Source organism: Paraburkholderia sp. GV068 (genome assembly GCF_003058125.1).
In the GTDB taxonomy this organism is placed as follows: Bacteria; Pseudomonadota; Gammaproteobacteria; order Burkholderiales; family Burkholderiaceae; genus Paraburkholderia; species Paraburkholderia graminis.
Window position 1 is genome coordinate 142353 of record NZ_QBUB01000006.1, and the last position, 16264, is coordinate 158616.

The 16264-nt window shown below is 61.7% G+C and carries 14 protein-coding genes; 5 read left to right on the forward strand and 9 right to left on the reverse strand.

Translation table 11 applies throughout. The features are described 5' to 3' along the window. Positions 1-86: 86 nt before the first annotated feature. From C8K18_RS14770 to C8K18_RS14790, 5 genes are all read left to right on the forward strand, one after another. The gene (locus tag C8K18_RS14770) at positions 87-1409 is read left to right on the forward strand and encodes an MFS transporter (protein ID WP_029968896.1); all 1323 of its coding nucleotides are present in this window, start codon (positions 87-89) and stop codon (positions 1407-1409) included. Positions 1410-1451: 42 nt separating this feature from the next. Next, a complete protein-coding gene (locus tag C8K18_RS14775; protein WP_107707917.1) occupies positions 1452-2492 on the forward strand; it encodes an amidohydrolase family protein in 1041 nt (346 codons plus the stop codon). Further along, on the forward strand, positions 2489-3157 hold the full coding sequence (locus C8K18_RS14780; RefSeq protein WP_053860513.1) for an RraA family protein: 669 nt from the start codon (positions 2489-2491) through the stop codon (positions 3155-3157). Before C8K18_RS14775 ends, C8K18_RS14780 begins: the two co-directional genes overlap by 4 nt. 11 nt (positions 3158-3168) lie before the next feature. Next, the gene (locus C8K18_RS14785) at positions 3169-3567 is read left to right on the forward strand and encodes a hypothetical protein (protein ID WP_107707918.1); all 399 of its coding nucleotides are present in this window, start codon (positions 3169-3171) and stop codon (positions 3565-3567) included. Positions 3568-3716: 149 nt separating this feature from the next. Further along, positions 3717-5396, forward strand: coding sequence for a thiamine pyrophosphate-binding protein (locus C8K18_RS14790; RefSeq protein ID WP_107707919.1), 1680 nt, complete (start codon positions 3717-3719; stop codon positions 5394-5396). On the opposite strand, the gene C8K18_RS14795 is transcribed toward C8K18_RS14790, so the two are convergent. From C8K18_RS14795 to C8K18_RS14835, 9 genes are all read right to left on the reverse strand, one after another. Further along, positions 5377-6330, reverse strand: a complete 954-nt coding sequence (locus C8K18_RS14795; protein WP_107707920.1) for a LysR family transcriptional regulator — start codon at positions 6328-6330, stop codon at positions 5377-5379. The two genes, C8K18_RS14790 and C8K18_RS14795, sit on opposite strands and share 20 nt — an antisense overlap. A gap of 57 nt (positions 6331-6387) precedes the next feature. Then, on the reverse strand, positions 6388-7569 hold the full coding sequence (locus C8K18_RS14800; protein WP_258196120.1) for a lactonase family protein: 1182 nt from the start codon (positions 7567-7569) through the stop codon (positions 6388-6390). A 130-nt stretch (positions 7570-7699) separates the two neighbouring features. Continuing rightward, positions 7700-8641, reverse strand: a complete 942-nt coding sequence (locus C8K18_RS14805) for a helix-turn-helix domain-containing protein (protein WP_053860508.1) — start codon at positions 8639-8641, stop codon at positions 7700-7702. 298 nt (positions 8642-8939) lie between these two features. Next, positions 8940-9965 (reverse strand): porin, encoded by a 1026-nt coding sequence (locus tag C8K18_RS14810; RefSeq protein ID WP_107707922.1) that lies wholly within the window; start codon positions 9963-9965, stop codon positions 8940-8942. A gap of 122 nt (positions 9966-10087) precedes the next feature. Further along, entirely contained in the window at positions 10088-11398 is a 1311-nt protein-coding gene (locus C8K18_RS14815) for an MFS transporter (RefSeq protein ID WP_107707923.1), read from the reverse strand. Positions 11399-11400: 2 nt separating this feature from the next. Then, positions 11401-13329 carry a hypothetical protein gene (locus C8K18_RS14820; protein ID WP_258196122.1) on the reverse strand — a complete coding sequence of 643 codons (1929 nt, stop codon included), beginning with the start codon at positions 13327-13329 and terminating at the stop codon, positions 11401-11403. Positions 13330-13410: 81 nt separating this feature from the next. Continuing rightward, positions 13411-14319 (reverse strand): phosphate ABC transporter substrate-binding protein, encoded by a 909-nt coding sequence (locus C8K18_RS14825; RefSeq protein ID WP_107707925.1) that lies wholly within the window; start codon positions 14317-14319, stop codon positions 13411-13413. A 33-nt stretch (positions 14320-14352) separates the two neighbouring features. After that, on the reverse strand, positions 14353-15210 hold the full coding sequence (locus C8K18_RS14830; protein ID WP_006050430.1) for an HpcH/HpaI aldolase/citrate lyase family protein: 858 nt from the start codon (positions 15208-15210) through the stop codon (positions 14353-14355). A gap of 61 nt (positions 15211-15271) precedes the next feature. After that, a complete protein-coding gene (locus C8K18_RS14835; protein ID WP_006050431.1) occupies positions 15272-16258 on the reverse strand; it encodes a protocatechuate 4,5-dioxygenase subunit beta in 987 nt (328 codons plus the stop codon). Positions 16259-16264: the final 6 nt, after the last annotated feature.

Here is a 16264-nt window from a genome sequence, read left to right on the forward strand (position 1 = left end):
TCACCGCCGCGTTCTTATCATTGATTCCACACATGACAAGAACGCAGGGACGGCAACTTCGCCGTCGCCGCAAGGTAGGAGACAGGATGAATCCGATCGACGAAGCCGCCACCATGCGAAAGGTCTATGGGCGCCTGATGCCCCTGCTTTTCGCCATGATGTTTTTCAACTATCTGGACCGGATCAACATCGGATTCGCCGCGCTGGATATGAACAAGCAGCTCGGCTTCAGCCCCGCTGTGTTCGGATTTGCCGGCAGCATTTTCTTTGTCGGCTACATGCTGCTCGAAGTGCCGAGCAACCTGCTGTTGCATCGCGTCGGCGCACGCCGCTGGATCGCGCGCATTCTTCTGACATGGGGCGCTGTGGCCGCGGTCACCGCGTTCGTCTTCAACGACACGAGCTTCTACGTGCTGCGTTTTCTGCTCGGCGTGATGGAAGCGGGCTTCCTGCCGGGCGTCGCGGTCTATCTGACGAAATGGTTTCCTGTACGTTACCGGGCGCGCGCCGTGGGCGGCTACATCATTGCCGGTTCTTTTTCGGCGGTGCTGGGCGGTCCCATTTCCACCGCGCTGATGACTTACGCGGACGGCATTCTCGGCCTGCACGGCTGGCAGTGGATGTTCATTCTGGAAGGCGTGCCGGCGATGCTGCTCGGTCTTCTCACACTGCGCATCATGACCGAGCGCCCCGCCGACGCCGCCTGGCTTTCCGCCGATGAAAAACGCTGGCTCGAATCGACGCTCGCCGCCGAGCGCGAGGCCTTGGGAGGCAACACGCATTTTCCGCTGCTGCGCGTCGCGGCCGACATCCGCGTGTGGAGTCTTGCATGTCTGTTCGGCTGCGCGCTGGTCGGCATTTATGGATTGTTCCTGTGGCTGCCGCAGATCGTCAAAAGCCTTGGACATCTAACTAATCTCGAAGTCGGTTTTCTGTCCGCCGCGCCGCCATTGCTCGGCGTACTCGGGACTTTCCTGATTAGCCGCAGTTCCGATCGCACCGGCGATCGCAAGAAACACCTCGCTTTCGTCTATGGCATGAGTGCACTTGCCATTGCCGGCAGCGCGTATGCGCCCAATCCTGTCATCGCCTATGTGCTGCTTTGCATCACGGGCCTGTTCATCTACGCGGGCAATCCGCTGTTCTGGAGCCTGGCGTCATCGTTCAGAACGGGAGCCGCGGGCGCCGCGACGATCGCGCTCATCAACACGATTGCGCAGTTCGGCGGGCTGGTCGGGCCGTGGAGCATCGGACTCGTGCGCAGCGCGACCGGCAACTTCAAGCTTGCGCTGCTGACCATTGCCGCGTTCCTTCTTGTATCGACGATCATCGCGCTCGTGATGCGAGTCACGGCATCGGACGACGAAACCGCCTCGCTCACCGCCGGCGATGCCGCGCCGCGTGCATGACCAACCAATCTTGCGACAACCAGAACGAAGGTATTTGCAGACATGATCATCGATTGTCACGGGCACTACACGACCTCGCCGCCGCAGCATGAAGCATGGCGCATACAGCAGATCGCCGCGCTAAAGGACGGTCACATGCCACCGGCACGCCCCAACATTAGCGACGACGAAATCCGCGAAAGCATCGAAACGGGCCAACTGCGCATTCAACGCGAGCGCGGAACGGACGTCACGATTTTTTCGCCACGCGCCGCAGGCATGGGTCACCATCTGGCCACCGCCGAAGCGAACGCGCACTGGTCGCGCGAATGCAACGACCTCGTGCATCGCGTGTGTTCGCTGTTTCCGCGCAATTTCGTCGGCGTATGCCAGTTGCCGCAAGCGCCGGGCGTGCCGCCCGCGAACTGTATCGACGAATTGCGGCGCTGTGTCGAAGAACTCGGCTTTATCGGCTGCAATCTGAATCCCGATCCATCCGGCGGACATTGGTCTGGACTGCCGCTCACGGATCGTTCGTGGTATCCGCTTTATGAGGCGATGGTGGAACTGGACGTGCCCGCGATGATCCACGTGTCGTCATCGTGCAATCCGAATTTCCACGCGACGGGCGCGCATTACATCAACGGCGACACGTCCGTGTTCATGCAGTTGCTCACCGGCGATTTGTTCGCCGACTTTCCCACCTTGCGCTTCGTCATTCCGCACGGCGGCGGCGCAGTGCCCTATCACTGGGGACGTTACCGCGGTCTCGCGCAGGACATGAAGCGTCCGCTGCTGCGCGACTATCTGCTGAACAACGTGTTCTTCGATACGTGCGTGTATCACCAGCCGGGCGCGGAATTGCTCGCGAAAGTCATTCCGGTAGAGAACATTCTGTTCGCGTCGGAAACGATAGGCGCGGTGCAAGGCATCGATCCGGAAACCGGCCACTATTACGACGATACGCGCCGCTACATCGATGCAATCGGTTGGCTCAGCGACGCGGACCGGCAACGTATCTACGAAGACAATGCGCGAGCGGTGTATCCGCGGCTTTCGCGTCAACTCGATCGACAATTCGCGGCGCAAGGAGCGATTGCATGAACCCAATAGGATGGCGGGAATTTGAGTCCGCACCGCAGGCTCGGCCCGCGACGCTCGACGCATTGCGCGAGCTCGCGGTCTCGCTGCTCAGCGACAACATGGCGCGAGCGAGCGGCATGATCGGACTGCGGCCGTATCATCGGCCGAAGCCTCTCGCGGGCACTGCGGTGACCGTGCATACGCGGCCCGGCGATAACCTCGCGATTCATCGCGCTTTCGATTTTTGCCGGCCCGGCGACGTGCTGGTGATCGACGGCGCGGGCGACCTCACCCAGGCGCTGATGGGCGAGATCATGGCGAGCTTCGCGCAAAGCCTCGGCGTCGAAGGACTCGTGATCGACGGTGCAATCCGCGATGTCGGCGCGTTGCGTCAGCGCGATTTTCCGGTGTATGCGCGCGGCGTCACGCATCGTGGTCCGTACAAGAACGGCCCTGGCGAAATCAATGTGCCTGTCACGGTAGGCGGCATGGTTGTCCATCCAGGCGATATCATTGTCGGCGATGAAGACGGCCTGCTCGCAATCGCGCCCGCCGATGTCGACGCCGTTATCGAAGGCGCGCGCCGGCAACATGCGAAAGAAACGGCGGCCTTGAAGTCGATTGCGGAAGGCAATTTCGACCGCTCGTGGGTGGCCCCGCAACGCGACAGGATGATGAACACCTGAATGTGAGCCTCATGGCGCAATATCTGAACGCTGCAACGCTTCTTGAACTCGCGCGCGCCGCGGAAGCACGCGCAAGCGCGCCCTGCCCGTGCATGAAGACGCCGCTCGACGGCTGGCAATCGCAACCGCTGTCACTCGATGAAACGCAGTTCGCGGAAATCGGTACGCTTTCTACTGAAGACTATGCGGAGCCGACCTTCAGCGAGTATCTCCCCGGCAAGACGACCTACTGGTCCGTCGATGCGCCTATTGCACCAAGGTACTTTCCGTACAACCGGTGCGCGGTATGGGAATGCAAACTGTGCGGGCGTCTCTATCTGCACTACACGGAAGGCGGCGGCTATTTCGTCGATCGCAGGATTCGCGCTGTAAAAGCCGGGCTGGTTGAAGACGTGCCGTTGCCGTCTTAATCGGCCAGGCACTCACCAGCCGCCAAACTCATAACTGCTATGCATCCCTCGCAATGTGCAGCGCAAACGGCAACCGCATAATGCCGTGACGCAACGCTCACATTGAAGCCGCGTTTGTCTCGCGAACCGGCAACGAGGAACCCCAATCCATGTCTGACAATGCAAATGCAAATGCCATTGCACAACCGCGCAATGGCGGACGCATTCTCGTCGATGCGCTCGCGCGCAACGGCGTCGATACCGTCTATTGCGTTCCCGGCGAAAGCTATCTGCCGGTGCTCGACGCGCTGCACGACGCGCATGGCATCCGCGTGATCACGACGCGCCATGAAGGCGCAGCGTCGAACATGGCCGATGCATACGGCAAGATCACCGGCCGCCCCGGCATCTGCTTCGTCACGCGCGGCCCCGGCGCCACGCACGCGAGCAACGGCGTGCACACGGCCAGTGAAGACTCCACGCCGATGATCCTGTTCATCGGCCAGGTGGAACAGGACTTCATGGGCCGCGGCGCATTCCAGGAAGTCGACTACCGCCAGATGTTCGGCGGGATTGCCAAGTGGGTCACGGAAATCGACAGCACCGAACGCATTCCCGAGATTCTCGCGAAGGCATTCAGCATCGCGATGTCGGGGCGTCGTGGTCCAGTGGTGATCGCGCTGCCCGAAGACGTGCTGTTCGGATCGGCAACCGTAGCCGATGCACCCGCGGCACGCGTCGTCGAGGCGGCGCCCACGGCGCACGCGCTGAGTGAACTGCGCGCGCTACTCGAACGCGCGTCGCGGCCGCTCGCGATCGTCGGCGGCACCGGTTGGGATGCCGACGCAACCGCCGCGTTCGGACGCTTCGTCGTATCGAACGATCTACCCGTCGCCGCCTCGTTCCGCCGCCAGGACCTCTTCGATAATCGCGATCCGCACTATGTCGGCCAGCTCGGCCTCGGCGTATCGCCGAAGCTCGCCGAACGCGCGCGCACCGCCGACCTGTTGATCGTCGTCGGCTCGCGGCTCGCGGAGACGACGTCGTCGGGCTATACATTGTTCGAAAGCCCGACGCCCGCGCAGACGATGATTCATGTGCATCCCGATCCGCAGGAACTCGGCCGCGTCTACCAGGCGCGCTTGCCGATCAACGCCGGCCTGCGCGAGTTCGCGCTCGCGCTGGATAGCGTCGCGCCGGTCAGCTCGCATGCATGGGCGCAATGGACGAAGGACGCGCGCGCCGACTACGTGGCTCATTCGACGCCGCCCGCACCATCGCCGGAAATTGTGGGCGTGGATCTCGCGCATGTGGTCGGCCACCTGAACGAAGTGCTGCCCGACGACGCCGTCATTTCGAACGGCGCGGGCAACTACACGGTCTGGGTGCACCGCTACTACCGCTACAGGATGCCCGCGACCGAGCTCGCTCCCACGAACGGCGCAATGGGCTACGGCTTTCCCGCCGCCATTGCCGCCAAGCTGCGCGATCCGCAACGCAGCGTGGTCTGCTTCGCCGGCGACGGCTGTTTCATGATGTACCCGCAGGAGCTCGCCACCGCCGTACAGTTCGGCGCGCCGCTTATCGTAATCGTCGTCAACAACGGGATGCTCGGCACGATTCGCATGCACCAGGAACGCGAGTATCCGGGCCGCGTCTCGGCGACCCAACTCGCGAATCCGGATTTCGTCGCGCTAGCCAAAGCGTTCGGCGCACACGCGGAGCGCGTCGAACGTACCGAGGATTTCCCCGCTGCGTTCGAGCGCGCGCAACAGGCCGGCGTCGCGGCGCTGATCGAACTGCGCACCGATCCGCGGCAGATCACGCCGATTAGCCGTCTGAGTGCATGAGCGTGGCCGCGTGCAACGTCGTATTCGGCCACGTGCCGTCGCTGACGAGATCCGCGGCAAGATCGCGGATCATCTGCGCGACGTTCCATACGCCTTCCGGCATCACGCGGTTTTGCGGCCAAGCGATGGCGACTTCCCGCTGCACGACGGGGTCCGTCAGCGGAAAACATTTCACCGTGCCCGATGCCACTTCGTCGACGACGGCGGCTGCGGGCAGCACAGTCGCGCCGCATCGTTCGATCACGAGGCGCTTCGTGATGGATATCGAGCCATCGCATTCGAGCGCGATCATAGGCGCAAAGCCGTGCCGCGCCGCAAGCGATTCCACGAGCACGCGCAGTCCGTGATGCGTGCTCGGCAGAATCAACGGAACGCCGGCGAGCCCGCTGACTGCAAACGGCCCGTCGGGCACCGGCGATGCGGCGGGCGTCACGAGGCACACCTGCTCCGACAGCAGCGCGTCGAACTGGCTCGCACCCGGATGCTCGGGCACATACATGATCGCGAGGTCGATCTCGCCGTCGTTCAGCAAGCCGAGAAGATGAGTCGCGAGTCCTTCGACGAAACGCACTCGCGTGGCCGGATAGCGCGCCTTCAGACGATGGCCGAGACTGCCGAACATCATGCGCGCGATGGTGGGCTGCGCGGCAACGGCGAGCGTGGCCGGCCCGCGCGTGGCGCTGTCCTGCATCGCGACGCGAGCTTCGTCGAGCGTCTTTTCCATCGCGAGCGCGTAACCGAGGAGTTGTTCACCACGCGCGGTGAGCCCGACTCCGCGGCCGCTACGGCGAAAGAGCCGCACGCCGAGCTCCGCTTCGAGCATGCCGATACGCCGGCTGATGGTCGACTGATTCGCGCCCAGTTCCATCGCGGTGCGCGAGATGCTGCCGGTCTTCGCGACGCGCGCGAACAGGGCGAGATCGTCTGAGTTCATGGACGCGGAGTAGTTAGCCGGAATAGTTAGCCGTACTGCGCGAGTGCGTCGTACCGTTCACCGCGTTACAAACGCTATGCTCACAGGAGACGGCACGTTCGCCGATTGCCCGGTCTGCGACAGCATGCCAGAAGCACTGTCGATAGCGAGCACGTTCACTGTGCCGCTGCGCTGATTCGCGACCAGCATCCACTTTCCGGACGAATCGATCGCGAATGCCCACGGCTTCTCACCGCCCGACGAAATGCGCTGAACTGGCGACAGTTCGCCGGAGGCCGCATCGACGCGATAGACCGCGAGCAGATTCTCCGCGCGATTTTCGGCGTACACGAAGCGTCCGTCGCCGCTGACCGCGATTTCCGCTCCGCTCGGCGTGCCCTTGAAGTTTTCGCCGCTGACCGGCAACGACTGCCGCAACGTCAAGCGCCCTTGCGGTGCGTCCCAGCGAAACACCAGCACCTGCGCGGACAATTCGCTGATCACATAGACAAACTGACCGTTCGCGCCGAATGCGATATGACGCGGCCCGCTCCCCGGCGGCGCAGCGAACGATCGCGGAGGAGTGGCGTCGTCGGCCACGAGCGCGTGCGCCGCGCGGTCAAAGCCGTAAACGAACACGCGATCGGCGCCGAGGTCGGGAACAAGTGCATACCGCCCCGAGGGATCGACTGCCGCGCTATGCGCATGCGCGCTTGCCTGCCTGCGGTTCGGGCCCGAACCGGTCTCCTTGACCGTGCTGACGACCGCGCCCAGGCTTCCATCGTCATTGACGGTGATGCTCGATACCGAACCGCCACCGTAATTCGCAGCGAGCAACGTCATCGACGCGATGTCCAGGTACAGGTTCGTGGTGCCGCTGCCTCTCGTCGCAACCTCGTTGATCCTGGCGAGCGCGCCGTTCGAGCGATTCACCGCGTAGGCGATCACGCGCCCTTCTTTCGCGTTGTCGTCGTCGACCGCGTAGAGCACCGGCAAAGCCGGATGCGCGGCGACCCATGTGGAGCGCGGCCCCTCGGCGACCTTGCCGATCGTCGTGAGGCGGCCCGTGGATGTATCGAAGCGCATGGCGTGAATCTGGCGGTCCTGCGTGCCGATGTAGACGAGTTCCGTGCGCGCGTCTTGCGACGATGTACCCGCACTGCTGCACGCACTCAATGCCGCCGCGAGCGACATCAGTACAGCGAGCGCGCCGGTTTTAACGTATCGCGTACGCGTGATTCTTGTTAAAGGCTGGGTCATAGGCGGCGAATCTGGAGACCTGAGTGAACTGAAGATGTTTTCCAGACTATTCGATTCACCGCGGTACGTCCCTGCATAAAAGCACGATTCGCCGGCATTTTTCGCTGCACGCGCTGCGTTGTCCAGGCGCTTACTGTGACGAAGCCTTGCGATGAGGCTGCTGCCGCGCGGCCACGCGAAACTGGCTGGGTGCCTGACCGACTTCCCTGCGAAAGAAGCGCGTGAAATACGCGGCATCGGCGAAACCAAGGCCAAAAGCAATCTGCTCCACCGACATGTCGCCGAAAATCAGATTGCGCTTCGCCTCCGTAATGATGCGGGCGTGGATCATCTTGGTGGGGCTTTGCTCAGTCGCCGACGCGCACGCTGCACGCAGTTGCACGAGAGACACCGCCATCATCGATGCATAGTCCTGCAGCGGCAGATTCTCGCGGAAGTGTTCATCAATCAGCTTGCGAAAACGTTCGACGAGCCGAATGTCGTTGCGAGTCGAGCTTTCGTGCGCCGCATCGAGGCGCGCCTCGCGAACCAGCTTGAGCAAAAGCATGGTGAGCAGCGCTTCGGTGCCGACCACATGGCCGGTCGCATCCGATTCCACTTCTTCCTTCAGGCTGTGGATCAAGCTGCAGAACTCCATTCCCGCTTCTGCGGAATGGGCAAGCGGAATCACGCGCGGCGCAGCCCACAGTGCGATGAATTCGTGAAACCTGGCGTTCACCTGCGCCAGATAGGCGACCTCGATCGTGACGACCCAGCGGTCGGCATCGACTTCATAGTCGAGACCATGCACGCACTCGGTCGGCAACAGCAATGCGCACGGCCCTTCGAACGGCACGCTGCTGCCTTCGAGATTCATCACGCCGCGCCCATTGCGCACGAATATCACTTGCCCGTAGGCCGGATGTGCGTGAGGCTCGGTTCGCCAGCGGCCTCGTTCGGTGACATGTCCAACGTGCACGAACCAGTCCCGTTCTTCAGGGCGCTCAACGTACAGACGAACCTTCGGAACAGTTGTCAGCTTCGCCTTGGAACCGGACCGCGTTTGATACTTTGCCGACGCACTGTTTGTCATAAAGTCTCCTTGGCCGCTACGGATTCACGCGCCTATTGATTCACGCGCCCACTATCAGCATTCCGGTTTCGCGAGCCATCGGGCAGCGCGATGCGGATAACCGCATGCTGCTCGTGGCGTATGGCGAGTGGAACCGCGAAGTGCGTGAGAAGATGGACGCGGCACGAATTGCGGTGCGCATGCGCGAGTTTGCAGCAGCGCTAACAGCGGAAAAAACCCACGAGAGCGCCGTAGATTTTTGCATATCTTCGAACAGCACGCGCCCTGCTATTTACCCGAACGCGCAGCGCGGCGGCGATCAGAATCGATGCACCATGCCGATAATCGCGCCGCGCGTGTCGGCGCCCGGCGCGACGGCAAGGCCCGTATAACCGGTGCCATTGAGCGTGAAGCGCGCCTGATTGCGGTTCTGGATAAAGCCTGCGGAGCCGTACAGCGTCGTGCGTTTCGACAGTGAATAGGCGTACGTCAGACCGACCTGCTGCGCATTATTGCCCTGCCCGGTCCGGTCATGCGCATAGCCGTACATGACTGAAAACTGCGCGGCCGGACTGAATGCATAAGAACCGGATGCCTCATACACATCGCGTTTGATACTGTTATCGGTCTGGTGTTCGGTGTGGTACGCCAGATAGAACCGCGCGGCCCCTACAGCGACAGACGCCCCCGCGTTGAACAGTTTGAGTGTGGACGTTCCCGCGGCGTTTGCCGCGTGCTCGTAGCCTGCGGCGATGCGAAAAGGTCCGTTCTCGTAGCGAAGCGCCGCGTTATAGAACTGGAATCCGTTGGTCGGCTTCGTGGTGGAATCGCGCATTGCCACCATGAACTGCGCGCTCAGGCCGTACACCGTCGGCGTGAAATAAGAAATCGCGTTGTTCACGCGCACGGTCAGGCTGTTGAAGTTATTCATTGGCGAGCCAATGCTCATGACCGCCACAGGGTCGAGCTCGGGGTTGATAAAGATGTACTGAGGCGTGTTTTGCAGGCCAAAGCGCGTCTCGCCGAATGCGCCGGATAGACCGACCCACGCCTGCCGGTTAAAAGCGGCGGCCGAATTTGAAGCCGCGCCTGTCACGCCGGAGAAGCCCTGCTCCAACTGGAAATTGACGTGCAGACCGCCACCTATGTCTTCACTGCCCTTCAAGCCGTACCGGCTTGCGAACAGTCCGCCGGACACCGCGCGAAGAACCGTTCCCGCAGCGGAATTCCGGTATTCGATGCCGTTGTCGATAACCCCGTACAGCGTGAGCGACGACTGCGCGTATGCAGAATTGAAAGCGCATGCCGATGCAATCACGGATAAACCCATGATGGTCTTTTTCATTTCGTCTCCTGTTTATAGTTTGTTTGTGCGAGCCTGATCCCGGCCGCCAGGGCCGCTACGGTCGCTGTGCGCTATCAAGCGTATTGAATGAGCGGTGGCGCGTCCCTACACAAAAGTCAGTTTCACTGGCATTTTTTGGGTAGTACTGGCTTGAGCGAAAGCGCCTCGTCGACCTCGTTGATTTTTGGCGCCCATTCGCGGCGAAGCAGAATGACGGTGCTCGCCGCGCCCATTAACAGGAAGATAAAAATCGCCATCATCGGCAGTTCGTAGCTTCCGCCAACGTGCAGAAGCCAGCCCGAAAGACTCGCCGATACACCTCCCGCCAGGCTGGTCGCGACCTGCTGCAGCCCGGTGTTCAAGCCGACGGCCTGCGTCGGAATCAACGTCAGTTTGCACAGCGCGAGATTGTTCGCCGTGACGAGCCCCAGCAGCGACAGCGACGCTACGTTCCAGAAGAGCGCCATGTCCGCGGTGCGCGCATAGGCGCCGAGCAGAACCGTCGTGCCGCCGATAAAACCCGCCACGATAAAACATTTGCGCACGAACACGGCGTCGTGTCCGCGCGCGATTATTCTGTCTCCGGCGAACCCCGCGAGCGCCGCCACGACCGCGATCCCCGCAAAGCTAAAAAACGTATAAACGCCCGACTTCTCCAGCGAAAGCCCGCGCTGTTCCACCAGATAGGCAGGCATCCATGTCATGCAGTAGAACGCGAAGTAGCTGTAGCAGAAATTGTTGACGAGCCCGCCCCATACGACAGGGCTCGCCAGCAGATTTCGGAGAGGCACCGAAGCGGCCCGATGCATGGCCGCCGCAAGTTCATCGCGCGACGGGTAATCGTTTCGCACCATCAGCAGCCAGGGCAGCAACCAGATGAGTCCGACGAGTCCTGTTGCAATGAACATCAGTTGCCAGGAATACCCGACGATCATCCACGCCGCGATAGGTGCGCCGAGTGCGGGCCCCATCTTGCCGCCAATCGAAAAGATGCCTAATGCAGTGCCTTTCTGCGTTTCCGCGAAGTTGTTCGCGAGGTAGCGATAGGTGGCCGGCACCACCACCGCTTCCGCAACGCCGATAAGCAGACGCATCACGATCAGCGCCGACAATGTCGTCACCATGCCGGTAGCCGCGGCTGCCAGACACCACAGCACGAAGCACACGGAATACGGCCACTTCACGCCATAGCGATCGACGAGCCAGCCCATCGGCATCTGAAACAGGCCATAAGACCAGAAGACGGCGGAATTGAGCCAGCCGCGCTCGATGCTCGTCAGCGCAAAGTGCCGGACAAAGCTTTTGTCCGCGAGCGCAGCGGAAAGGCTCGTGCGATCGACAAAAGAAATCAGCAGGCCTAGCGCGAGAAGCACGAGGATGCCCCAGGGATTTTCTGCGCCCGCGCGTCTGTGCGTCAACTGATTCGTCTCCATGCTCACAGCGTCGGAATGTATAGCGGCATCGCTCCTTCCCACAGCGTATCCGTGATCGGCCGCTGATTGCTGCCGTCCGCATTCATCACCCAGTTCTGGCCGTCGGGCTGGAAGCTGTTGTCGTAGAGCGCGAGTTCGTCGCGAAAGCCGTACGTTCCCGAGCTATACGCGATGCGGCCGTCCCACGTCCATACGGCGTGCCCCTGATTCGAGCCGTCCGTCGTGAGCCGTGTGAGGCCGGTGCCGTCCGGTCGGATCGTGAACACGTCGTAGTTGAACCGGTTTGGATTCGTGGCGTCGATCTGCTTGCGCGTGAACACGATCCTGCTGCCGTCCGGCGACCAGCCCGGCAGATTGTCGGCGCCGCTCGTCAACACAGTCGTGCTGCGCGTGGCCAGGTCGAGAATGCGCAGCCCCTGAACCGCGTCGCTCCACACGCGGTACACGAGTTTCTTGCCGTCCGGCGAGTAGCTCGGAAAACCAGAATTGATGGAGCCGTCTGTCAATGCTTCAGCCTGGCCGTTCATGCTGCCGTCGGCCTTGATACGCATGATCTGCGCGGGGCCGGTACTGCGCGTGAAAAACCAGTTGCCCACACCGAAAGCGACCCACTGCCGATCGGGCGACCAGGCCGGTTGAAATGCGCCGGCGAGACCCTGAGCGATGGCAGCGGGGTCGAGGCCGCTCGTCGCCGGATCGTAAATGCGCGTGTAACCGGACAGATTGGGATTCGCAACGGCAATCGACGAATTAATTGCCTTCTCCGTATAAACGAGCTTCGCGCGATCCCTCGACAATTGCGGGAATACGTCCAGATACGTGTACTTCCATGCGGGGTCGAAACTGAAGAGCGGCGTGCCATTGGCGCGTGCGGGACTAAACGCGACTTTTTCGTAGACCAGCTTCGTGCCGTCGGGCGAATAACGCGGCGAGCGGATACCCGTATTGGCTGTCGAGTGGAAAGTACCTGCCGTTGTATAAAGCCCTTCGGTCGAGCCGCCCTTGACGTGATACGCGACGGTGGCCGCATTCAGATATTGCGGAAAGACCTTGAAGCCCGCCGTGGAGGTGAGCGCCGTTCGTGAAAGGCTCGTTATATCCACAGACACCAGTTGCGAGCTCACCGAGTTGATCGACTCGGGACGGTGCGCGCCCCATGTCGATTCCACCGGCGTTTCATAGAACACCACGCGCTTGCCATCCGGCGACCACGACGGCGAACCTTCGTCATAGCCGGAAACGCCGGCAATTTTCTTCCAGCCGGAACCGTCTGGCCGGACGATATAGATACTGCTTTCCTGCGTGCGCTCCCAGCCGGTCGGCAGATTATGGCCGCGCCAATCGGAGCCGGTATCCGAAGACAACGCAAGCCATTTGCCGTCCGGCGACCATGACGGTCTGAAGTAACCATGCGGGCGCGTCGGATCGAAACCGAGCGAGCCCGTCACGTTGTTCAATGCGCCCGTCGATAGGTTCAGCGTCCACACGTTGGTCGTGCCGAAGCCGTCGTTGCCGCGGCGCGACGAGACGAACGCGATCACGTTCGGGTCCGTCGGCGAGAAGACGGCCGCATCGTCGACGGCAATGTGATCGGTTAGCCGCTCGAGACCGGTGCCGTCCACTTTCACGCGATACAGATTCGATTGACCAGCGCCGTCGCGCTCGGACGTGAACACAAGCCACTGGCCGTCTTTCGAAAAGGACGCGTGATAGTCGAAGCCGGTACTCGGAATCAGCTTGCGTTCGCCAGTACCGTCGGCATTCGATATGTACAACTCTGAACTGACGGGGCCGACGCGGTTCAGGAACAAGGTTCCTTTCGGCGCCGTGCCCGCGGTGCCCGCAACGGCAAGCGAAACCGAAGCGGAAACCGAGACAGCCCCGATGGCGATGCACGCGAGAAGCTTCTTTAAGGACGAAGTGAGATACACAGCGAATGCCTCCATGAGTTTTATGATCAAGCGGTTTTATTTCCTCGATACCTCCGTTCGCTCCTGCTTTCCGGGCACGATTCAGCCGAGGCTGCCGGTCACGTCGTCGAACAGTTCATCCACCGAAAGCCGATGCGGAATGATCTTCTGATCGAGCGCCCAGTCGATTGCCAACTGAATGCCCTTGCGGTTCTCCTCGAGTCCAATAGGCGGAAACACGGCGGGCACACCGCCTTCGGTCTGCGTGCGGCTCTCCACGATCATCCGGTACAGTTCGCGCACAATGTCCGGACGCTTCTTCGAAATGTCCTCGTGCACGACGAACATGTGGTTGATAGGCACCACGCCTTCGCGCGCGAACCAGTCTTTGGCCGCGGCCTGCGCGTTAGGCACCAGCGTGCGTAGGCGTTGGTCTTTGGGCATGTCCTCGCCGAGCAGCGCGGCGGCGAGTTCGCCGTCCAGCATCATCTGCGGGATCGACGAACCGGCGGGCAAACGTTCGCAGTTATTCGGATCGCGGTACTCGGCGAGATGGCCGTCGCCGAGCGTCATCCACGTGACCTTGTCGAGATCGACGCCATATTCGTGGCGCAAAATGCCGCGAATCCATAGCGCGGTCGTCTGCGTATAAGTGCGAACGCCGACTTTCCTGCCTTCTATGTCCTTCGGATCGAGCTGGCCGAACTCGATGTTGTAGCCCGCGCAGTGATGCTGGAAGCGCCCCGAAATCGGCGTCGGCAACAACACGTAGGGCTTTCCGTAAGCCTTGGCCTGCAGGAACGTGACGATCGCGAGTTCGCCGGCGTCGAACGCGTTCTCGCGCACCATCGCCTTGAAGCCGTTGTGCGCCGGCGTGGGTCCGCAGTAGTCGAGCTTGACGAGGTCCGAGGCGACGCGTCCTTCCTTCATCGCCTTCGTGACCGGATAAGTGGCCAGATTCGTGCGTAAGACGGGCACGTCCGCGGACCGCTCGGTAAACGTCGTTGTCATTGCGCTTCTTTCCTGTGCTTGAATGAATCCGGTTCAATACCCCGCCATCTCGCGCGCCATGCCGACCACGCCATAGCTGCGCAACGGCGCCGACATCAGAAAGCGATATCCCTCTTCGAGCAGGCGTTTATGGTTCTTCGCGTTCACGTGCGGATTGCCGACCACCACGTTGTGCTTGCGGCACGTTTCTACAATCTTGCGCATTGCGTCGACGACCACCGGGTGCTCATAGTCGCGGGGATAGCCGAGCTCCTGGCTCAGGTCGCCCTCGCCGATCAGAATGAAGCCGATGCCCGGCACGTTCGACAGAATGTCGTCGAGGTTTTCGATCGCCTCGGTGCTCTCGCACATCAGCCCGACGAGAATTTCTCCTTGCGGCGCGAGCGGCCACACGTCGGCCTTGCGGTAGTAATCGGCCATGCTCAAACCCCAGTAACGCGCGGCGTTGGCCGGGCCGTCGCCGCGCACGCCCTTCGGCTCATACAAGGGCGCGCTTTTAGGCCGCGCATACCGGCACGACGCGACTGCGTTGTATGCCTGCTCGACTGTCGCCACATGCGGCCAGATCACGCCGTAAGCGCCGCGGTCGAGCACCTGCTTCGCGAACGCCTGATTCATTTCGGCGCCGTTGGCGGGAATGCGCGCGATCGGCGTCACACGCGGCGCTACCGAGCCCGACTCGGCGATCTGCTTGCGGCTGAGCATGTACTGCAACGCGTCGCCGAGCGCGGTCACGTCGTACGGGTTGTGCTCCATTTCGAAGACGATGCCGTCGTACGGCGCATCGCTCATCTCGATGGCGGTCTGCTTGTCGAGCTTCGAGAACGCGGCAAAAGCGGGCTTGCCGGATTCGAATGCGCGGATGATGCTGTTGAGTCGCGTGTCGCTCATGGTCTTTATCTCAGGATGAAGAGGGGCAGGCGTGGATGCATGAACTTGGGTTGGGCGCGGCTCATTCGTCGGCCTTCCAGTACATAAAGCCCATGCCTTCGCCGGTGCCGGCCGGCGTACGCCAGCACGGCACATAGTCGACGAGCGTCATGCTGGCGCGCGTTTCCTGCACGGCCTTCATCACGCTCACGTAAAGCTTGATTTCGGAAGTGCCCGACTGATACGAACGGTTGTCCACCGCGGCGAGACCTTCGTAGTCGTAGTCGGCGAGCATCTTCATGATGCGGCGGTCGAATTCCTCGTCGTTGACGAAATGCGAGAGACCGCCGGATGCAAAGATGCCGACTCGCACATCCTCCGGCCACGCGTCGATCGCATCGCGCAGTACCGCTCCGAACTCGATGCAGCGCGACATGGACGGCTGCGTCGGCGGATAAAAGCAGTTCATGATGATCGGCACATGCGGCGGCGGTTCGTCGCCCATGATCTGGTGATAGACGAAGCTGTACGCATGCGGCACGACCGGATACGCCGGCAATGGCTTCATCCACACGTTGTCGGGCCACGCGAACAGATCGGTGAGATCGAAGCCTTCGCGCTGGAAGTGTCCGATCAGATAACTCGCCAGCTTTGGATGACACTGGTGCGTAACGTGGTGGTCCGGTGCATAAACGGAGCGCTGCGGCGGGCCGTTATGCACTTGCTCGCCGCTGTAGATGGCGATGGACGGCGAGCAGTGCGTAAAGATCTCTTTCTGGTCCTTGCCGAGAATGATCGCGACGTCGATGTTCGCGTCGCGATACGCGGCGGCCATGACGTCGAGCGCGGCGCGGCAGCGCGCGGCGCGCGCGGTGCGCTCCTCGAGCGTCAGGAACTTCTCGAACGCCGCTTCGCGATGCGCTTCCAGCTCCGCGTAAGTCCAGGTCCGATTGCGATACCACAGCTCCGGATTGCTACGGTCGCGCTCACCGTTCTTTAGCCAGTCCTCCGGTGCCTGACCCAGCATGCCGCTATGCGGCACTGCCATCCCGAATACAATCTTCGCCATGTAAGG